The organism is Halanaerobium saccharolyticum (assembly GCF_004362045.1).
Classification (GTDB): domain Bacteria; phylum Bacillota; class Halanaerobiia; order Halanaerobiales; family Halanaerobiaceae; genus Halanaerobium; species Halanaerobium saccharolyticum_C.
The window spans coordinates 50039-66664 of sequence record NZ_SNWX01000009.1 but is presented as its reverse complement, the minus strand read 5'-3'; the positions used below and the strand labels follow the sequence as shown (position 1 = coordinate 66664).

The window sequence follows — 16626 nt, the reverse complement described above, 5'->3', positions numbered from 1 at the left end:
TCATGTTTTTTCTGAAAATGGCGTTCAAAAATTTGACACGTCATAAAAGAAGAACTCTCATTACTGCTTTGATCATTGCTTTCGCCATCTTAATTTATATCATGACTGAGGGTTTAATGATTGGAATGACGGAGATGTCTTTTAACAATATTATTAACTTAGAAAGTGGTCATCTTCAGGTAGCAAAAAAGAGCTACTGGGAGGACAGAAAAGAACTGCCTCTGGATAATTTAATTAGCCCAACTGAAGAACTGGAAAATAAAATTGAGAAAACAACAGGCTTTAAGGCGATGACAAAAAGGCTTAATTTTTCCGTTAGATTGAATAATGGAATCGATGAGCTGCCGGTGACCGGAGTCGGCATTGATCTGGGTCAGGATCGTAAAGTTTTTAGATTAAATAAATATCTAGTAAAGGGGAGAATGCCCCGGGAAGGCAGCAGCGAAATTATAATGGGGACTAAACTGGCAGAGTTAATGGGCTTTAAAAATGGTGATTATGCCATCCTGCTCTTTAGAACAGATGAAGACACATTTAATACAATTGATGGAGAAATTGTGGGTTTATTCAATACACCTCATCCCAGTTTAAATGAAAGCAGTGTTTTTCTGCCTCTGTCAACAGCTCAGAGTCGCCTGAATGTCGAAGATAAAATAAGCCACTACGCTATTAGATTAACTGAACAGGATCAGGCAATTCCTGCCGCAGAAGAGTTAAACAGCAGATTGAAAGATCCTTATCATGCTTATTCCTGGAAAGATGCAGCTCAGAGTCTGGTCACAATGCTTGAAATGCAGGAGATAGAAACTCAGGTGATTCTGGCAATTATTTTAACACTGGCAGCAGTAGGAATAATTAACACAGTTATTTTGTCAGCGCTGGAGAGAATGGAAGAACTGGGAATGATGAAAGCACTGGGGATGCACGAACGCGAAATTGTATACACCTTTATGCTGGAAGCTGCCGGTATCGGAATTATCGGCGGCAGCATGGGTATTATCATGGGAGTAATTGGACTGGCAATTTTCAATATTAATGGAATTGATATGTCGGCATTGACTGCTGGAGGAGATATGACTTATGGATTTCCTTTAAAAGGGACAATTTATGCTGGCTGGGAACTTAACTCCTTTATTTTTGTTTTTCTCTATGGAGTTTTTATTTCAATTCTGGCAAGTGTTTTTCCTGCCTTATGGGCAGCCCGAAAAGATCCGGTAAAAGCAATTTATCACCGCTGAGGAGGTTGAGGAAATGAAATTTTTAATGAATATTGCTTTTAAAAATATGTTTAGAAATAAATTAAGAACCATAGTTTCTATCCTTGCCATTGCCTTTGCAGTGATGATAATTGTTTTTGCAAGGGGCTTAATAGATGGCATGATTGAGGATACTTATTCCTTATATATTCATTATGATACAGGACATATTAAAATTATTGATCAAGAATATGAGCAGAAAGAAAGGCTGCTTTCCCTGCAGTATACAGTTAATGGAGTCGGAAATAAGTCATTTAGTGAGATGAAGGAGGATCTAAACAATCTAGAAGGAATAAAAATGGTGATCCCCCGTTTGAAATTTGGAGCAGCAGTTAGTACAGAGGAAGAACTGGTACAGATGCTGGCCTGGGGAGTTGTCGGAGCAAAGGAACTCCAATTTACAAATCTTGAGCGGCAGCTGGTAGAAGGCAGAATGGTTAAAAGTGGAAGAGAAGTGGTTATGGGTACAAAACTGCTTGCTAAGATTAATAAAAGTGTGGGCGAAGATGTGACAATGGTCTATACCACAGCTTTCAGTTCTTTTCAGGGAGCTACTTTTGAGATTGTGGGTAAAATTGAAAGCAATCTTCCTCTATTAAATGAACAGCTTGTCTTTATGCCTCTGGATACAGCTCAGAGATTACTTTATTTAAATAATGAAAGTACAGAGCTGCTGCTGGTGACAAACAATAGAGAACAGGCAAATGAATATCTGCCAGCTGTCAAAAATTATTTAGAAAAAAATGGAGGAGCAGATAAATATCTGGCCCAGAGCTGGAAAAATGGTAATTCCTTTATCCAGCTGTTAGAAGTCAGTGAGACAATTTATAATTTCGTCTATCTTTTCTTAGTTCTGCTGTCCTCTATTGTAGTAATTAATACTCTGGTAATGATCGTCAAAGAAAGAACTCAGGAAATTGGAATGATGAGTGCACTTGGACTAAAGAAAAAAGAAGTTATGCTGCTTTTTATGTTGGAAGGTTCAGCAATGGCAGTAGTCGGCAGCTTTTTTGGTGCACTTGCGGGAGGGGCCTTAAACTATTATCTGTCAGGAGTAGGATTTGACTACAGTGCTGCCTTTGAAGATATTGATGTTCTAATGAATCCAATTATCTATCCTACTTTTAAAATTGAGCATATGCTTTTTGCCTTTGCAATTGGAGTCATCGTTACAACTTTAACTGCTATCATTCCGGCGCGTAGAGCAGCTAAATTAGATCCAACAGAAGCCCTGCGTGAAATCTAGAGAAAACAATTATCTTGAAGGGGGTAAAAAATGATGTTTGCTTTGATGAGAAACTCTGAACGAAGTTATCAGCTTAAAATTTTATTAATTATTTCTCTTTTGTCAATTTTACTGGTGGGGATCACCTTTCTGGCCGCAGCTCAGGAATTAACCGCAGATGAAATAATTACCAGAAGAGATCAAAATGAATATGTGATCAAAGCTTATTCAGAATCAAAGATGATTATTAAAAATAGTGGGAGAACTATGGTTAAAACCATGCGCAGCTGGCAGGATGGCGAAAAAGCTCTGGTGGTATTTACAAATCCACGCGATAGAGGGACTAAGTTTTTAAAAAGAGGGGACAATCTCTGGATGTTTTTTCCCCAGGCAGAGGATTTAGTTAAAATATCAGGTCATATGCTGGAACAGGGAATGATGGGCAGCGATTTTTCCTACCAGGATATGCTCGAATCTGATGATCTAACTGAATTATATAATTTTAAACTTCTGGGTGAGGAAAAGTACAAAGGCCGGCCTGTCTACAAACTGGAGGGGATTAAGGTTCCGGGGAAAGAAGTAAGTTATTACCGCAGAGTTGTCTGGATTGATAAAGAAAGATTTGTTGGTTTAAAGGAAGAACTTTATGCAGAAAGCGGCAGGCTGTTAAAGGAAGCGGTTGTCTTAGAAGTAGATAAGATTGAGGGCCGCTGGTATCCAGTCCGGATGATTATGGAAAATAAGCTGCGCAAAAATACCAGCACAGAGTTTATTATTCAGAAAATAAATTTCAATCCGGAGCTTCCGGAGGATATTTTTACTTTAGAAAGATTAAGATAAATTGACAGATATTTACTTAAAGGGTGGTGAGCTGTTAGGATGAAAAATTCAAAGATTAGACAGGGCTTTTTAATAATTACAATTGTAATATTAACTGCATTAATTTCCTTTCCTGTAGCGGCGGAAATTGGTGGTGAAGCACGGTTAATCAGCAGCTTAAGTTATTCTGATTCTGAATTAAATAATAACCTGGCAGCAGAATTGGAACTGCAGTGGTATTTTCCCTATAATTTTCCTTTAAATATTCAAAACAGAGCAGTTATTTCTTTGAAGGAAGGTCGGGAAGATAAATTTGACCTCTGGTTTAAAAAATTATATCTGGAAAAAGAGCTGGGACCGTTCACAGCCTCTGTCGGTAGACAGCCTATTTCCTGGTCCTATGGTGCCTTAATTAACCCGGTTGATTATACGCTGGGAGCAGAAAATTTAGAGCAGGAAAGTCGGGCCAAATATGTTGATGGAATAGAAATATATTATCCGATTAACTGGGGTTCAGGACTAACTTTTGATATCTCAAATCTGGAAAATCAAAAAGAGCATAAATGGGCCTTAAGAGGTCGGACTACTTTTAGAGGCTATGACCTAACTGCCAGTTATGTGAGGACCCCTGTTTCTGCCAGTACTGACTTTGAACGTTATGGACTGACAGCCAAAGGTGATCTTGGCCCGGTTGGTGTTTATGGTGCCTATGGTCTCTGGCAGAGTGATGTGATTGACTATGATATTTATCAGCTGGGTACGGATTACAGTTACAATTTTCTGGCCGGCAGCCAGCTTTATCTGCAGGGCGAGTATTTGAGATTAGAAGGAGTAAAAGGGGATATTTCATCTTTTGATTTCTTTAATCTTGGAGCAGCTGCAGACCCTGAAAGTACTTCTGCTCTGGAAAACAATTTAGATTTTTTCAATACAAATCTAAGTTATGAGATTGATGATTTTTCTTCTATCGGGATTATGACGGTCAGTTATTTAGACGACGGCAGTACAGTTTTCATTCCCAATTATTCCTATACATTTGGAAGTAATCTGAAATTAGAACTGAGAGGAAGCATTGCCGCCGGAGCAGAAGAAGAAATGTTCGGTGGAGATGCAAAGGGTCTGGAGATAACTCTAAGCTATGTTTTTTAACGTACACCTACCGTTTACTTGTCGAATTTTGTCGAAAAACAAAATTTAATTCAGATATTTTCAAGTTTTTTAACAAAAAGTTTTTAGACCTCTGTTAATTGTGTCAGATTTGTTTTATAATAAATTTAAGGAGATTATTTAATTGAAATTTTAGCTGCGGACTTTTGCTAAACTGCTTTATAAAACTCAGATGCAAATATGTGGCTTCAGAGGAGCTGATATAATGGATCAGAAAATAATCGATAAGCTAAATAATATCGCAAAAGAATATAAGTTTATTCAGGCTGTCTATCTTTTTGGCTCCCAGGCCCGTGATAAAGCTGATCAAAATAGTGATATAGATATTGCAGTTCTTTTAGAGGCTGATTATAGCGAAAAAAGTGGAGAACTTAAAATTAAATTATACGAAGAATTAATCAAAGAGGGACTTGATAATATCGACTTAGTTATTTTAAATCAGGCTTCAGCTCTTTTGAAATATGAAGTTGTTAAAGAAAATTATTTGATCTATAAAAAAAATGACTTTGATGCAGCTTCTTACCAATCTTTAGTGATCAGGAAATATCTTGATTTTGAGTATTATTTAAAGAAAAACCAGCAGAAGTTTAAGGAGCGAATTTTAAATGGTTAAAAGAGAGATAATTTTAGAGAGATCTCAAAAATGTAATGAATATCTTGAACAGCTGGATAAAATAGTAAAAGACGTGGACTTTGAAGAATTTAATAATAATCCTCTTTTGTATGGCAGTGCGGAAAGATTTTTGCATCTGTCCATTGAAGCATTAATTGATATCGGAAACCATATAATTTCAGATGATAATCTGGGCAGAGTTGATGTTTATAGAGATATTGCAATAATTCTGGCAGAAAACGGTTATTTAGATGAAAAAGAAAAGAATTTATTTACAAGAATTATTGCTTTTAGAAATATTTTAGTACATGATTATCTGGATTTAGATAGAGATGTTATTTTTGATTTATTAAAAAACAATTTAGCTGATATACGAGGGATTTTAAAATCTTATCTAAAATTAGTTTGATTTGATAAACTAACATTTAAAAGCTTATTTACTTTGATCAGTTTGTAAATTTAGAATAAAAAATAAAGAGGTGAAAAAAAATGAAAAAACTTTATCGTTCCCGTGAACACAGAAAAATTGGTGGGGTCTGTGGTGGTATAGCAGAATATTTTGATTGGGATCCGACTCTGGTTCGGGTGGGAGCAGTGGTTTTAACTGTTCTCTGGGGGGCAGGGTTTTGGGCATATATCATAGCCTGGGCCATCATTCCCGAAAGGCCAGCCCATATTGATGTTGATTATGATGTCACTTCTGAGCCGGTGCAGGAAGACCAGCAGAAAAATCAGCAAAGAAATAAAACGAATTCTGGCCAGGATAACAGCAATAATGATGAGGATCCAAAATATTATGATATTTAGAAATGAAAAAGCTCCAGCTTAGCGGCTGGAGTTTTCGATATTTTTGAGGTAGTTTTCAATTTCTCTGATGTATTTTTTGTAATTATCAATAGTTTTTTGAATACTTTTGTAAACAATTTCATCATCTATTTCCTCATATTCATGAACCAGGCGGTTTCTCAATCCGGCTGAGGGTGCAATTTCTTCAGCAAATTTTTGGTCCACTATCTGATGCTCACTTAATTTAATAAAAGAAGTGAAATAGTCTGCAGGAGGCTTATGGCCTGAACTAACTATCAGATGGCCATTTATGTCCGCTGCAGTTTCAACTATCAGCTGGATTAACCTTTCTGCAGTCCGTTTAACAAAAAAATTATCAAGGTAATTTTCCAGTGTATATTGATTGACTTCTTCCAGCTGATCTAGATATTCTATCATCTTATTTAATTTTCGGCGCACGATGAGCGGATCTGTCATTAGACTGGCTCCTTTCTAAAAAATCTTCAATAAATTTTTTGTCAAGCTGATAAAATTTTCGGGCGTCATTATGTTCAGCGGCGGCTCTTACCTGAAATTTCTCAAAGAGGCCTTTTTCAGCTTGATAAAGCAGTTTACCCTCAGAAGCAATTTTGAATTTAATTAAAGGATCAGCATGATTTAATAAAACCAGATCAACTGGTATTTGATTAAAGAGAGCGGAAATTTTATTTAAAATATCTAACTGGTCTTTTTTTAGCTGCCCCACAGCTTTAACTTTTACTGCTAAATCAAGATCACTATTCTCATTAAAGTTATTACTTTCGTAGGAGCCAAATAAAATGAGGAGTTCAAGGCCAAAGTCTGCTAAAATATCCTTGATTTTATTAATTTTTTCTTCTTCCATAAAACTGACCTCCTATCCTACATAATTCGACATCAACTGACATGTACCGGGTAGTTGTCGATTTTTGTATAATAACCTAGATTGGTGTCGAAAAATCAGCTTTTTAGACATATTTCGACATAAATCGGGTGGTTCCCGGTAGGTGTACGCTTTAAAAATCACTTTCCGGGAAAATTTCGTGCAGCTTATTTTTAAATTCAGCTGGAGCAAAGTTCTGATAATTTTCCACCAGCTGCATCACCTCTTCCAGCTGTTGATCACTAATCTCCCCTTTTTCATTGAGGCGCCGATATGCATTAGCAAAGGAGAGCACCAGCTTTAAATCTAAACTATCCAGATTATCCATGAGGCATCGTTCCTTCCAGAGAGAGATTTTCGGGATCAACAAAACGGATAAATTCTTCCTCAAAAAAGAGTTTGATTGATCCGGTTTGACCGGTACGCTGTTTAGCTATAATAATATCTGTATCACTTTCGGTTCCTTCGGCTTCAGCTTCCTCACGTGCTTTAGCAGAGGTATGAGCATGACGGTAAAGGAAAATAACACCATCAGCAACCTCCTCAATATTACCGGAGTCTCTCAAGTCAGAGAGAACAGGTCTTTTATCTGTCCGGCTGGTAAAACTACGCGAAATCTGAGAAATTAAAATAACCGGGATATCAAGCTCTGAGGCCAGGTTTCTAAGCTGCAGCACAATCTGACCGACTGCCCGGGCAGTATTCTGTGCATGTTCTTCCGGCAGCTGAATCATCTGCAGGTAATCAATAATTGCCAGATCCATTCCATCCATCTGCGCCTTAAATTTACGCAGGCGGGCTCTAATTTGAGCAGTATTCAAACCACGCTCATCGGAAATCATCAGCGGCAGCTCATGTAAATTATCTAAAGCTTTGGAAACCCGCTGATCTTCCTCATCATTGGTCTCACCCTGAGTATACTTCCAGGCATTAACCTGTGATTCCTGGACTATCATTCTGTCTACAACCTCAGCTGCATCCATCTCAAGTGACATAATAGCTACTTTGGCCTTCCTTTTAAGCACATTTTTGGCGATATTAATTGCAAAAGCAGTTTTTCCCATCGAGGTGGAAGCCGCAATTACTGTCAGGTGACCGCGCTTAAATCCCCCAATTAAATTATCAAGAGAAATAAAGCCGGTGCGCAGACCAACATCAGCCTTTTTGTGTTTGCGGTCCATGTAGTTGGAAAAAGACTCCATTAAAACTTCTTCCATATTATAAATATGTTTTTCTAAGTCATTACTCTCACTTGTTGCCTGGAAAATAATTTCCTGGGCCCGGGCCTGATAGTCATCAATAGTCAGGTCATTAGCCTCAGTTAAATCCCTCAGTTTATTGGAGGCTCTTCGCAAAAGAGAACGCTGATAATCTTTTTTGATTAAATCAATAGTCGGTTTCAGTTCATCAACTGTATTAAAACCAGAAGTCAGACGTTCAATAATCTGTTCCGCTTCATCTACTGCATTCTGGCTCTGGAGATCAATTAAAAGTTTTGTCCGGGAAATTTGATTGTCCTGCTGATACTGTTTTAAAAGTTGATCAAAAATAATCGAAGCCTGAGGATCCAGAAAATGCTTTAACTCAAGCAGATCAGCAACTTCGTCAATTTTATCCGGATACTGCAGCAGGATGCCTAAAAGCTGGTATTCATTTTTGTTGTAGCGGTCGTCTTTTTTTACATTCGGTACTTCAGCTGCCATAATCAGGCCTCCTGTTGTTCTTCAATTTTTTTAACTCTAACATTACCTGCAAGTTCTAAATACTTATTCATTTCTAAAAGTCGCTGAAAAATTCGCTCTCCCATAACCGGAAAGCGGTTCTTTAAATTTTTAATTGAATAATTTGTTGATAAGATAATTGGTTTTTCCTCTCTGTAGCGGCGGTCAATTATTTGATAAAGGGTAGAGGAGGCGAATTCGGTTGCCTTTTCAGTCCCCAGATCATCAATTAAAAGTACCGGAATTTGCTGAACAGTGCTTAAAATTTGTTTTTCGTCAGTTTCGGGGTTGTTCTGATTGTAAGTACTTCTAATCTGCTGTAAAAGGTCAGAATAAACAATATAGCGGAACTGAATCCCTCTGTCAATTAAGGCATTGGCAATACAGCCTAAAAGATAGGATTTTCCGCTTCCAATTGGCCCTTCAATAATTAAACCCCGGCTTAGTCCTTCTGAGTTAAAGCGCTGAACAAAGGTAGAAGCAAGGCTGTAAACTTTCTGAGCATTCTCCCGATAATTCATGCCGCTGTCAGTTATTAAATCGGTTTCATAATAGTTGAGATTGGCATTGCTAAAGGTAGCATTCTGCAGGTGGCGCGGTAAATTGCCATTATGCTGTTTACGCTGTCTCAAATCATTTTTGGCACAGCTGCAGACTAAATATTGATTGTTGCGGTAAATGCGGCCGGTATCATGGCACTTTTCGCAGTCCCAGTCTGGTTCCTTATAATCAAGTGGAATATCATGTTTTTTTAAAAGCTGATGGTAGTGAGCTTCCAGATGATCAATTTCATTTTTTAATTCTTCTATCGAATTTTTTTCTGTTTCATCTTTATTAAACAGGCCGACCTTTAACATTTTGTATTCACGCTTGAGGGAATTTAAATAACTGTATGCCTGTTCAACATCAGGATACTCTTTGTGGATTCGAGATATTCTTTTTTCAGCTTCCATATATTTTTCGCGGGCCTTACCCTGATATTTGTTCGAATTAAACTGTAGTGGCATCATTAATCCCCTTTCTGGTTTTTAACTTACAGCTGCCGTTTACTTGTCGATTTTTGTTAAATTTTGGCGAAATAACTTTGGTGAAGGTGTTTTGTAAGTTTTCAAACATAAAATTACATATTTCGACAAGTAAACGGTAGGTGCACGCGTACATTTTATTCCTTATATTTATCAAAATCAATAAAAAAGTCCTTCCATTTATAATTGTCCTCATCATTTTTCTCATCGCTTTTACTATTTTTAGATTTAGACGCCTTACTTTTCTGCTTTTTATCTTTAGTACCAGAATCAGTTTGATCTCTGCTGTCAGCTTCCGAGGCCTGACCATCCATTTCTTTCTGCAGCCAGCGGCGAAAATCGGCCAGGTTATTGATGCTGAGCTCTTTAATCGGATTGATAAAATTATCCTCTACATATTTTAAAGAAGGCTGACCATCACGCTTGCGGCGCACAGCCTCTCTAATTGCAGCCAGAGCCAGTTCTTTGCTTAAAGCCTGTTCTCCGCTGAGCCAGCTCTGAAAAGTTTTGAGCTGGGCTGTATTGGAAGAAAAAGACCTGATGCCATAAGCCCGGGCCAGCTCTCTGGTCTCCCGGTGCAGTTTATCCTGTTCCTGCAGTTTTTCGTAAGTGGTAATTTCCTCCTGGTACCAGCTGTCGATAATTGCCCTGAGATAGGCATAAGCTCCCTGCAGGTGGTCACCACCACCCTGACGTTTGAGCCATTTGTCAACTCTGCGCACCAGTTCCTTGAGCATCTGAGGCTCAAAATCATTGAGCCAGCTTTTTATTTCTTCCCGGCGGTGGATATTTCGGGCTCCAGGCGGTAGAAAAGAAATTAAGGCAGCTGCAATTTCATTTTCAGAAGCAGAATTGCTTTTGATCAGCTGCTGTCTGACTTCTGCCCCGGTAGTAGAACTTGCTTCAGCCTTGCTGTGTTCCATATTTTTTGTTAAAACTGCTTCTAAACTTAGAAAACAGCGAAAATAGTTTTCTGCCTCTGCTGTCTGAGGGTTAATAATTCCTGTAGCAGCCAGATTATGGAGAGCGGTTTTTAATTCTTTAATTTCCATGCCCAGTGCTCCAGCGGCCAGCGGAAGTTCCAATTCTATTTCATTGGCTTCTTTAACGTGAGTTAAAAGATAGAGCAGAACCTTTGTCTGATCCCCGGAAAACTGCCGCAGAAACCCTTTTTCGATTAAACTGTCACCTAAGGTCAAAAGCTGTCGGCTTTCGGCTTCACTTAAATCTATAGACTTTTTATAATAATTATGTTTCATTTTATCACCTTTAACCCTTCAAAATTTAGTACATATTTTTATTATATCAGATCTCAGAGAAATTTTAAGAAAAATCCCAATAAATTTCTCAACTGCAGTTAATAATTATACGTGGAATTGCATCAAAATTCAACAGTAAGCCCGGGGACTTATCTTGACAGCACCCACTGCATCTGCTAATATTAAACTGAAAAAAAGAGAATATCAAAATTATCGGCCTATCAGCAGCTAAATTGCTGAAATAAGCCTGATATTTATTATTAAAGAAAATTAATCTAATTAAGGAAAAAAGAGAGGGAGATTATTTATGCTTTCAAGGTACAGCCGGGCAGAGATGGAAAATGTCTGGAGTGAGGAGAGAAAATATGAGATCTGGCTTGAGATTGAAATTGCTATTTTAAAGGCTAGAGCCGAGCTGGGAGAAATTCCAGATAGTGCAGCTGAGAAAGTTGAGCAGGAAGCGCAGGTAGATCTAAAGCGGATTAAGGAAATTGAAGCTGAAACCCGTCATGATATGATTGCCTTTATTGAGGGGATTTCGGAAAATCTGGGAGCTGAGTCCCGTTTTATCCACGAAGGAGTGACCTCCTCAGATATTAAGGATACTGCCCGGGCGATGCAGATGCAGCAGGCCTGTCAGTTAATTCTGGAGGATCTAAAGAATTTAAAGCAGACACTGGGCCAGAAAGCTCTGGCTGCTAAAGATACAATTATGGTTGGCCGGACCCACGGGGTTCACGCTGAGCCGATTACCTGGGGACTGAAAGTCTTAAACTGGTATCAGGAAATTGAGAGGCAGATTACTCGTTTTAAGCAGCTGGAGGAAGTTGTGGCTGTTGGTCAGATTTCGGGTGCTGTCGGTACTTTTGCCACCATTGATCCAGAAGTAGAAAAAAAAGTCTGTCAGATCCTGGGGCTTAAAAACGCAAAGGTCAGCTCCCAGATTCTGCAGCGGGACCGCCATGCAGATTTTATCGAAAGAATTGCCCTGGCAGCAGCTTCTATAGAAAAATTTGCGACTGAAATTAGAAACCTGCAGCGGACCGATATTCTGGAGGTGGAAGAAGGCTTCCGCAAGGGACAGAAAGGTTCTTCAGCCATGCCTCACAAAAAGAATCCAATTGTCTGTGAGCGCTTAAGCGGGCTGGCCCGGGTAATCCGCGGCAATGTAGTCCCTGCCCTAGAAAATGTGACTCTCTGGCACGAAAGGGATTTGACCCATTCTTCAGTTGAGAGGGTAATTCTGCCTGACAGTGCAGTTCTGCTGGATTATATGCTGCATAAATTTAAAGGAGTAATGGAAGAACTGGTAGTCAATGAGGATAATATGCAGCTCAATCTGGAAAAAACACTGGGACTCACCTTTTCTCAGCGTTTGATGCTGGCCCTGGTAGAAAAAGGTCTGCGCCGCGAGGAAGCATATGAGCTGGCCCAGCGGAATGCGATGACAGCCTGGGAAGAAAAAACAGACTACAGAAAGCTGATCTCAGAGGATGAAGAAATCACTGAATATCTAACTGAAGCAGAGCTTGACCAGATTTTTGACTGGCAGGCATATCTAAAAAATATTGATCAAATTTTTCAGCGGACCGGTCTGCTCTAAAGGGGGCTGGTTTTAGATAAAGCATGTTATTTGCTGGATATTAGCTAATTTTAAGCCGCCTAAACTGGTGCATCTCAAATTAAAGGATGCACTTCTGGTAAATATTTGTTAAACTATAGTTAAGAGCTGAGAAGTGGACAGCTAAAAACTAAATTATTTATTTAGATTAAATTGCTGACAGAGTTATTTCAAAATAGCTTAAAATAATTTGATAATGATAAATTGATTTAATGAGTAGAATTGAGAAGTTTTAAATTAATGAATATGTGAGGAGAGAAATTAAATGTCTAATAAGATAGTTGTTGGTGCACAATGGGGCGATGAAGGTAAGGGTAAGATTACTGATATGCTGGCAGAAACTGCTGACTTAGTTGTTCGTTATGGTGGTGGAAATAATGCCGGACATACAGTCATAGTAGATGATGAAAAATTCGAATTACATCTAATCCCATCCGGGATTTTATATGAGGATAAAAAATCTGTTCTTGGCGGAGGAGTGGTAATTGATCCCGAAGCCATGGTAGAAGAGATGGAAGGACTGGAAGATAGAGGAATTTCTCTAGCTAATTTATATATTTCGGAGACCGCCCATGTAATTATGCCCTATCACAGAATGATTGACGCTCTGGAGGAAAAGCGCAAGGGTGACAGCAAAATTGGAACCACCGGTAAGGGAATTGGCCCCTGTTATACTGACAAAACTGCTCGCCGGGGAATCAGAATTGCAGATTTGCTGGATGAAGGCAGATTTAGAGCCAAGCTGGAAAAGGCACTTGATTATCACAATGTATTATTAGAGAAAGTTTATGATGCAAAAACTTTGAAAGTAGAAGAGATTATTAAGCAGTATCAACCCTACATAGAAAAACTGAGTCCCTATGTGACAAACACCTCTCTGCTGCTCAATGAAGCCCATAAGCAGAATCAGAAAATATTTTTTGAAGGGGCTCAGGGAACATTACTCGATATAGATTATGGTACATATCCTTTTGTTACTTCTTCTAATCCGACTGCCGGTGGAGTCTGTACAGGAACCGGAGTCGGACCGACCACTATAGATGATGTGATTGGAGTTACCAAAGCCTATTTAACCAGAGTTGGAGCAGGACCCTTCCCGACAGAGCTGGATAATGAGTGGGGAGAATACTTAAGAGACAAAGGCCATGAGTTTGGTGTGACAACAGGTCGTCCCCGCAGATGCGGCTGGCTGGATATTCCAATTTTAAAACATGCAGTTAGAGTCAATGGTCTGACCGAGATTGCTTTAACTAAAATAGATGTTTTAACCGGGATTGAGGAGATTAAAGTCTGTACAGCTTATAAGCATGGTGAGGAAATTGTAGAGGAATTCCCACCTTATTTAGAAAGTGAGATTCCCTATGAGCCGGTTTACGAAAAATGGCCCGGCTGGGAAGAAGATATTACCGGTGTCAGAGATTATGATCAGCTGCCTGAAAATGCTAAAAGATATATAGAGAGAATAGAAGAGTTAATTGGAATTCCGGCCAGGATTATTAGTGTTGGCCCGGGCCGGAAACAGGCAATTAGAAGATAAATATACGATGAGGAGGATCGGTTATGAAGGTATTAATTGTAGGAGACGGAGGCAGAGAACATGCCTTAGCCTGGAAGCTTTATCAGAGCGAAAATGTAGATAAAATTTTTGCTGCTCCAGGTAATGATGGAATGTTAGAAATCGCAGAACGAGTTGATATAGACGCAGATGAGATAGAGGCTTTAGCTGACTTTGCTCAGGAAAATGGAATCGGTATGACTGTAGTTGGCCCCGAGGAGCCGCTGGTAGCAGGAATTGTCGATTATTTTGTCGAGCGGGGACTGCCGATCTTCGGACCGAAAAAACAGGCTGCTCTGCTGGAAGGCAGTAAAGCTTTTGCCAAGGAAATACTGGATAAATATAATATACCTACAGGTGAATATGAGGTCTTTACTGACCCGGATACTGCGCTTAATTATCTGGAAAATGCCAAATATCCACTTGTTGTTAAGGCAAATGGCCTGGCAGGTGGCAAAGGAGTAATTGTTGCTTCTAATTACCAGGCTGCCCAGGATGCTGTTGCTCGCATTATGGAAGATAAAGCCTTTGGAGATGCCGGGGATAGAATTGTAGTTGAGGATTTCATTGAAGGAGAAGATGTTTCGATTTTTGCTCTGACAGATGGTCAGACTATTTTGCCGGTAACCAGCACCAGAGAACATAAAGCTGTATTTGAGGGAGAAGAAGGTCCCAATACAGGTGGAATGGGTTCTTACTCACCCTCACCTTATGTAGATCAGGAAATGATGGAGCAGATCTGCCGGGAAATTTTAAGGCCGACTCTCCACGCTCTTAACAGTGAAGGTATTGATTACAGAGGGGTTCTGCATGTGGGGATTATTTTAACAGAAAATGGCCCGGAAGTAATTGATTATAATGCCCGTTTTGGGGACCCCGAAACTCAGGTTATTATGCCGCTGCTGGCAGAAGATCTGCTGGAGCTGATGCAGATGACAAATGATGTAAAATTGAAATATAAAAAAGAGATTGAAATTTACGGGAGTGACGCAGTCTGTGTGGTTCTTGCCTCTGCAGGTTATCCTTTAACCTATGCCTCCGGTTATGAAATCAAAGGTTTAGAAAATCTAAAATACCATGATGACTTACTTGTATTTCACTCCGGTACGCGTCTGGAAAACGGAAAATATTATACTGATAGAGGCCGTGTGCTGGGAATGACAGTAGTTGGAGAGGGTATACTGAGTGTTATTAATACTGTCTATGATTACATCGAGGAAGTGAATTTTAAAGATATGCACTACAGAACTGACATTGGATTTACTATCCCAGATGTCCCACAGGCTCCTGTTGAATAAATAATCCTTGCATTTATCGCTTTAAATTAGTATAATAAAGCTGAGTTTAAAACTCGGATTTAAAGACAGGGTCCGGTACGAATCTAATTATTGTATCTGACCCCGAATTTTTATAAAACCGACCGATATAAAACTGAAAGGTATCTGTTACCTCTCAACTATTCTCGTTCTCTGGGGGTGGGAAATTAATGTTTAAAAGATTAAAATGTGATATTCAGGCAATTTTTGATAGAGATCCAGCAACTGATAATTTGCTGGAGGTAATTTTAGCCTATTCAGGTCTGCATGCACTGCTGTTTCATCGTTTTTCGCACTGGCTGTACAGTAAAGGGCTGAGGACCATTCCCCGTTTGATTTCACAGCTGGCCCGTTTTTTAACCGGAATTGAAATTCACCCCGGAGCAGAGATTGGCTGTGGTTTTTTTATTGATCACGGAATGGGAGTAGTGATTGGAGAAACCACCGAAATCGGTGATAATGTAACTCTTTATCAGGGAGTCACCCTGGGAGGAACCGGCAAAGAAAGAGGCAAACGTCATCCTACTATCGGCAATAATGTTGTTATTGGCGCCGGGGCAAAAGTGCTCGGCTCAATTAAAATTGGTGATGATGCTAAAATTGGAGCTGGCTCTGTGGTTTTAAAAGATGTAGATGAAAATTCTACCGTTGTTGGTATTCCAGGCAGAGTTGTGACCCGTGATGGCCGCCGAGTTCATCCAGAAAGAGATCTTGCTCATGCCGATCTACCGGATCCAGTTCGCGATCAACTTTTAGAATTAGAGAAAGAATTTTCAAAACTAAAGCAAGAAATCTTAGATAAGGATTCATTTGAAGATGCAGGTTAAAATAGAGTTAATCTTAATGGCAGTCCCTCCGGGAGCTGTCATTTTTTTCTTATTGTGATATAATGAAGGTAATAGATTTTTGATCGCCCTAATATACAGAAAATTGAAAAAGAAAATGAGAATAATTTGCTCTGCAGAGAAGCTTACGAGAGTAAATATCAATTTGCAATTGAATTTAGAAACACCTTTCGCTTTTATTATTGAGAGGTCACTCAGAGAAATTTTAGGTGGAATCTCAATTTATAATATTAATCCATTATTATCTAAAAAAGCAACTCCAATAACTGGAAAAGCTGAGTTAGAAGAAGATGGTGAAAATCTGGCAATTGTATTGAAAAATATAATAGAAGATAAGAATAAAGCCTGGAACTGATTAAATATATTGATCTGCAGAATCTTTTTTTAGTCCATCGTGATCCAGACGGGTTTTCTAAAATCACAAAACCGGTAGAGAAAAAGGAAGTGCAGGTATTTTTAGATAATGATATGGGTATAGATGATTTATATATACAAAATTTGCTCAATTGAAACTGCA

The 16626-nt window shown here is 39.0% G+C and carries 18 protein-coding genes; 12 read left to right on the top strand and 6 right to left on the bottom strand.

The window, feature by feature from the left end; translation table 11 throughout:
* Positions 1-2 precede the first annotated feature (2 nt).
* From DFR79_RS07425 to DFR79_RS07395, 7 genes are all read left to right on the top strand, one after another.
* Positions 3-1238 carry an ABC transporter permease gene (locus DFR79_RS07425; RefSeq protein WP_133514874.1) on the top strand — a complete coding sequence of 412 codons (1236 nt, stop codon included), beginning with the start codon at positions 3-5 and terminating at the stop codon, positions 1236-1238.
* 13 nt (positions 1239-1251) lie between these two features.
* Complete coding sequence (locus DFR79_RS07420) at positions 1252-2502, top strand: ABC transporter permease (RefSeq protein WP_133514873.1); 1251 nt, start codon at positions 1252-1254, stop codon at positions 2500-2502.
* A 30-nt stretch (positions 2503-2532) separates the two neighbouring features.
* The gene (locus DFR79_RS07415) at positions 2533-3321 is read left to right on the top strand and encodes an outer membrane lipoprotein-sorting protein (RefSeq protein WP_243727737.1); all 789 of its coding nucleotides are present in this window, start codon (positions 2533-2535) and stop codon (positions 3319-3321) included.
* A 39-nt stretch (positions 3322-3360) separates the two neighbouring features.
* Positions 3361-4449, top strand: coding sequence for a porin (locus DFR79_RS07410; protein ID WP_133514872.1), 1089 nt, complete (start codon positions 3361-3363; stop codon positions 4447-4449).
* A gap of 223 nt (positions 4450-4672) precedes the next feature.
* Positions 4673-5080, top strand: a complete 408-nt coding sequence (mntA, locus tag DFR79_RS07405; RefSeq protein ID WP_166638007.1) for a type VII toxin-antitoxin system MntA family adenylyltransferase antitoxin — start codon at positions 4673-4675, stop codon at positions 5078-5080.
* On the top strand, positions 5073-5489 hold the full coding sequence (hepT, locus tag DFR79_RS07400; protein WP_133514870.1) for a type VII toxin-antitoxin system HepT family RNase toxin: 417 nt from the start codon (positions 5073-5075) through the stop codon (positions 5487-5489). Before mntA (DFR79_RS07405) ends, hepT (DFR79_RS07400) begins: the two co-directional genes overlap by 8 nt.
* A gap of 80 nt (positions 5490-5569) precedes the next feature.
* Positions 5570-5887, top strand: a complete 318-nt coding sequence (locus tag DFR79_RS07395; protein WP_133514869.1) for a PspC domain-containing protein — start codon at positions 5570-5572, stop codon at positions 5885-5887.
* Between the two features lie 18 nt (positions 5888-5905).
* Here the strand turns inward: DFR79_RS07395 and hepT (DFR79_RS07390) are convergent, their stop codons facing one another.
* From hepT (DFR79_RS07390) to DFR79_RS07365, 6 genes are all read right to left on the bottom strand, one after another.
* Entirely contained in the window at positions 5906-6343 is a 438-nt protein-coding gene (gene hepT, locus DFR79_RS07390) for a type VII toxin-antitoxin system HepT family RNase toxin (RefSeq protein ID WP_133514868.1), read from the bottom strand.
* Positions 6306-6749 (bottom strand): type VII toxin-antitoxin system MntA family adenylyltransferase antitoxin, encoded by a 444-nt coding sequence (mntA, locus tag DFR79_RS07385; protein ID WP_133514867.1) that lies wholly within the window; start codon positions 6747-6749, stop codon positions 6306-6308. The genes hepT (DFR79_RS07390) and mntA (DFR79_RS07385) overlap by 38 nt, the downstream gene beginning before the upstream one ends.
* A gap of 151 nt (positions 6750-6900) precedes the next feature.
* Positions 6901-7095: a hypothetical protein gene (locus DFR79_RS07380; protein WP_133514866.1), complete on the bottom strand. Its 195-nt coding sequence runs from the start codon at positions 7093-7095 to the stop codon at positions 6901-6903.
* The gene (locus tag DFR79_RS07375; protein ID WP_133514865.1) at positions 7088-8470 is read right to left on the bottom strand and encodes a replicative DNA helicase; all 1383 of its coding nucleotides are present in this window, start codon (positions 8468-8470) and stop codon (positions 7088-7090) included. Before DFR79_RS07375 ends, DFR79_RS07380 begins: the two co-directional genes overlap by 8 nt.
* 2 nt (positions 8471-8472) lie before the next feature.
* Positions 8473-9495 (bottom strand): ATP-binding protein, encoded by a 1023-nt coding sequence (locus DFR79_RS07370; protein WP_133514864.1) that lies wholly within the window; start codon positions 9493-9495, stop codon positions 8473-8475.
* Between the two features lie 155 nt (positions 9496-9650).
* On the bottom strand, positions 9651-10772 hold the full coding sequence (locus DFR79_RS07365; protein WP_133514863.1) for a DnaD domain protein: 1122 nt from the start codon (positions 10770-10772) through the stop codon (positions 9651-9653).
* 307 nt (positions 10773-11079) lie between these two features.
* Here DFR79_RS07365 and purB point away from each other — a divergent pair, with 307 nt between their 5' ends.
* The 5 genes from purB (at position 11080) to DFR79_RS07340 (ending at position 16464) form a co-directional block, all read left to right on the top strand.
* Positions 11080-12375 (top strand): adenylosuccinate lyase, encoded by a 1296-nt coding sequence (gene purB, locus DFR79_RS07360; protein ID WP_133514862.1) that lies wholly within the window; start codon positions 11080-11082, stop codon positions 12373-12375.
* A 283-nt stretch (positions 12376-12658) separates the two neighbouring features.
* Entirely contained in the window at positions 12659-13930 is a 1272-nt protein-coding gene (locus DFR79_RS07355) for an adenylosuccinate synthase (protein WP_133514861.1), read from the top strand.
* Between the two features lie 23 nt (positions 13931-13953).
* A complete protein-coding gene (purD, locus tag DFR79_RS07350; protein ID WP_133514860.1) occupies positions 13954-15246 on the top strand; it encodes a phosphoribosylamine--glycine ligase in 1293 nt (430 codons plus the stop codon).
* A gap of 188 nt (positions 15247-15434) precedes the next feature.
* Complete coding sequence (gene cysE, locus DFR79_RS07345; protein ID WP_133514859.1) at positions 15435-16091, top strand: serine O-acetyltransferase; 657 nt, start codon at positions 15435-15437, stop codon at positions 16089-16091.
* A gap of 163 nt (positions 16092-16254) precedes the next feature.
* Positions 16255-16464: a hypothetical protein gene (locus DFR79_RS07340; RefSeq protein ID WP_166638006.1), complete on the top strand. Its 210-nt coding sequence runs from the start codon at positions 16255-16257 to the stop codon at positions 16462-16464.
* The last annotated feature ends 162 nt before the right edge of the window (positions 16465-16626 follow it).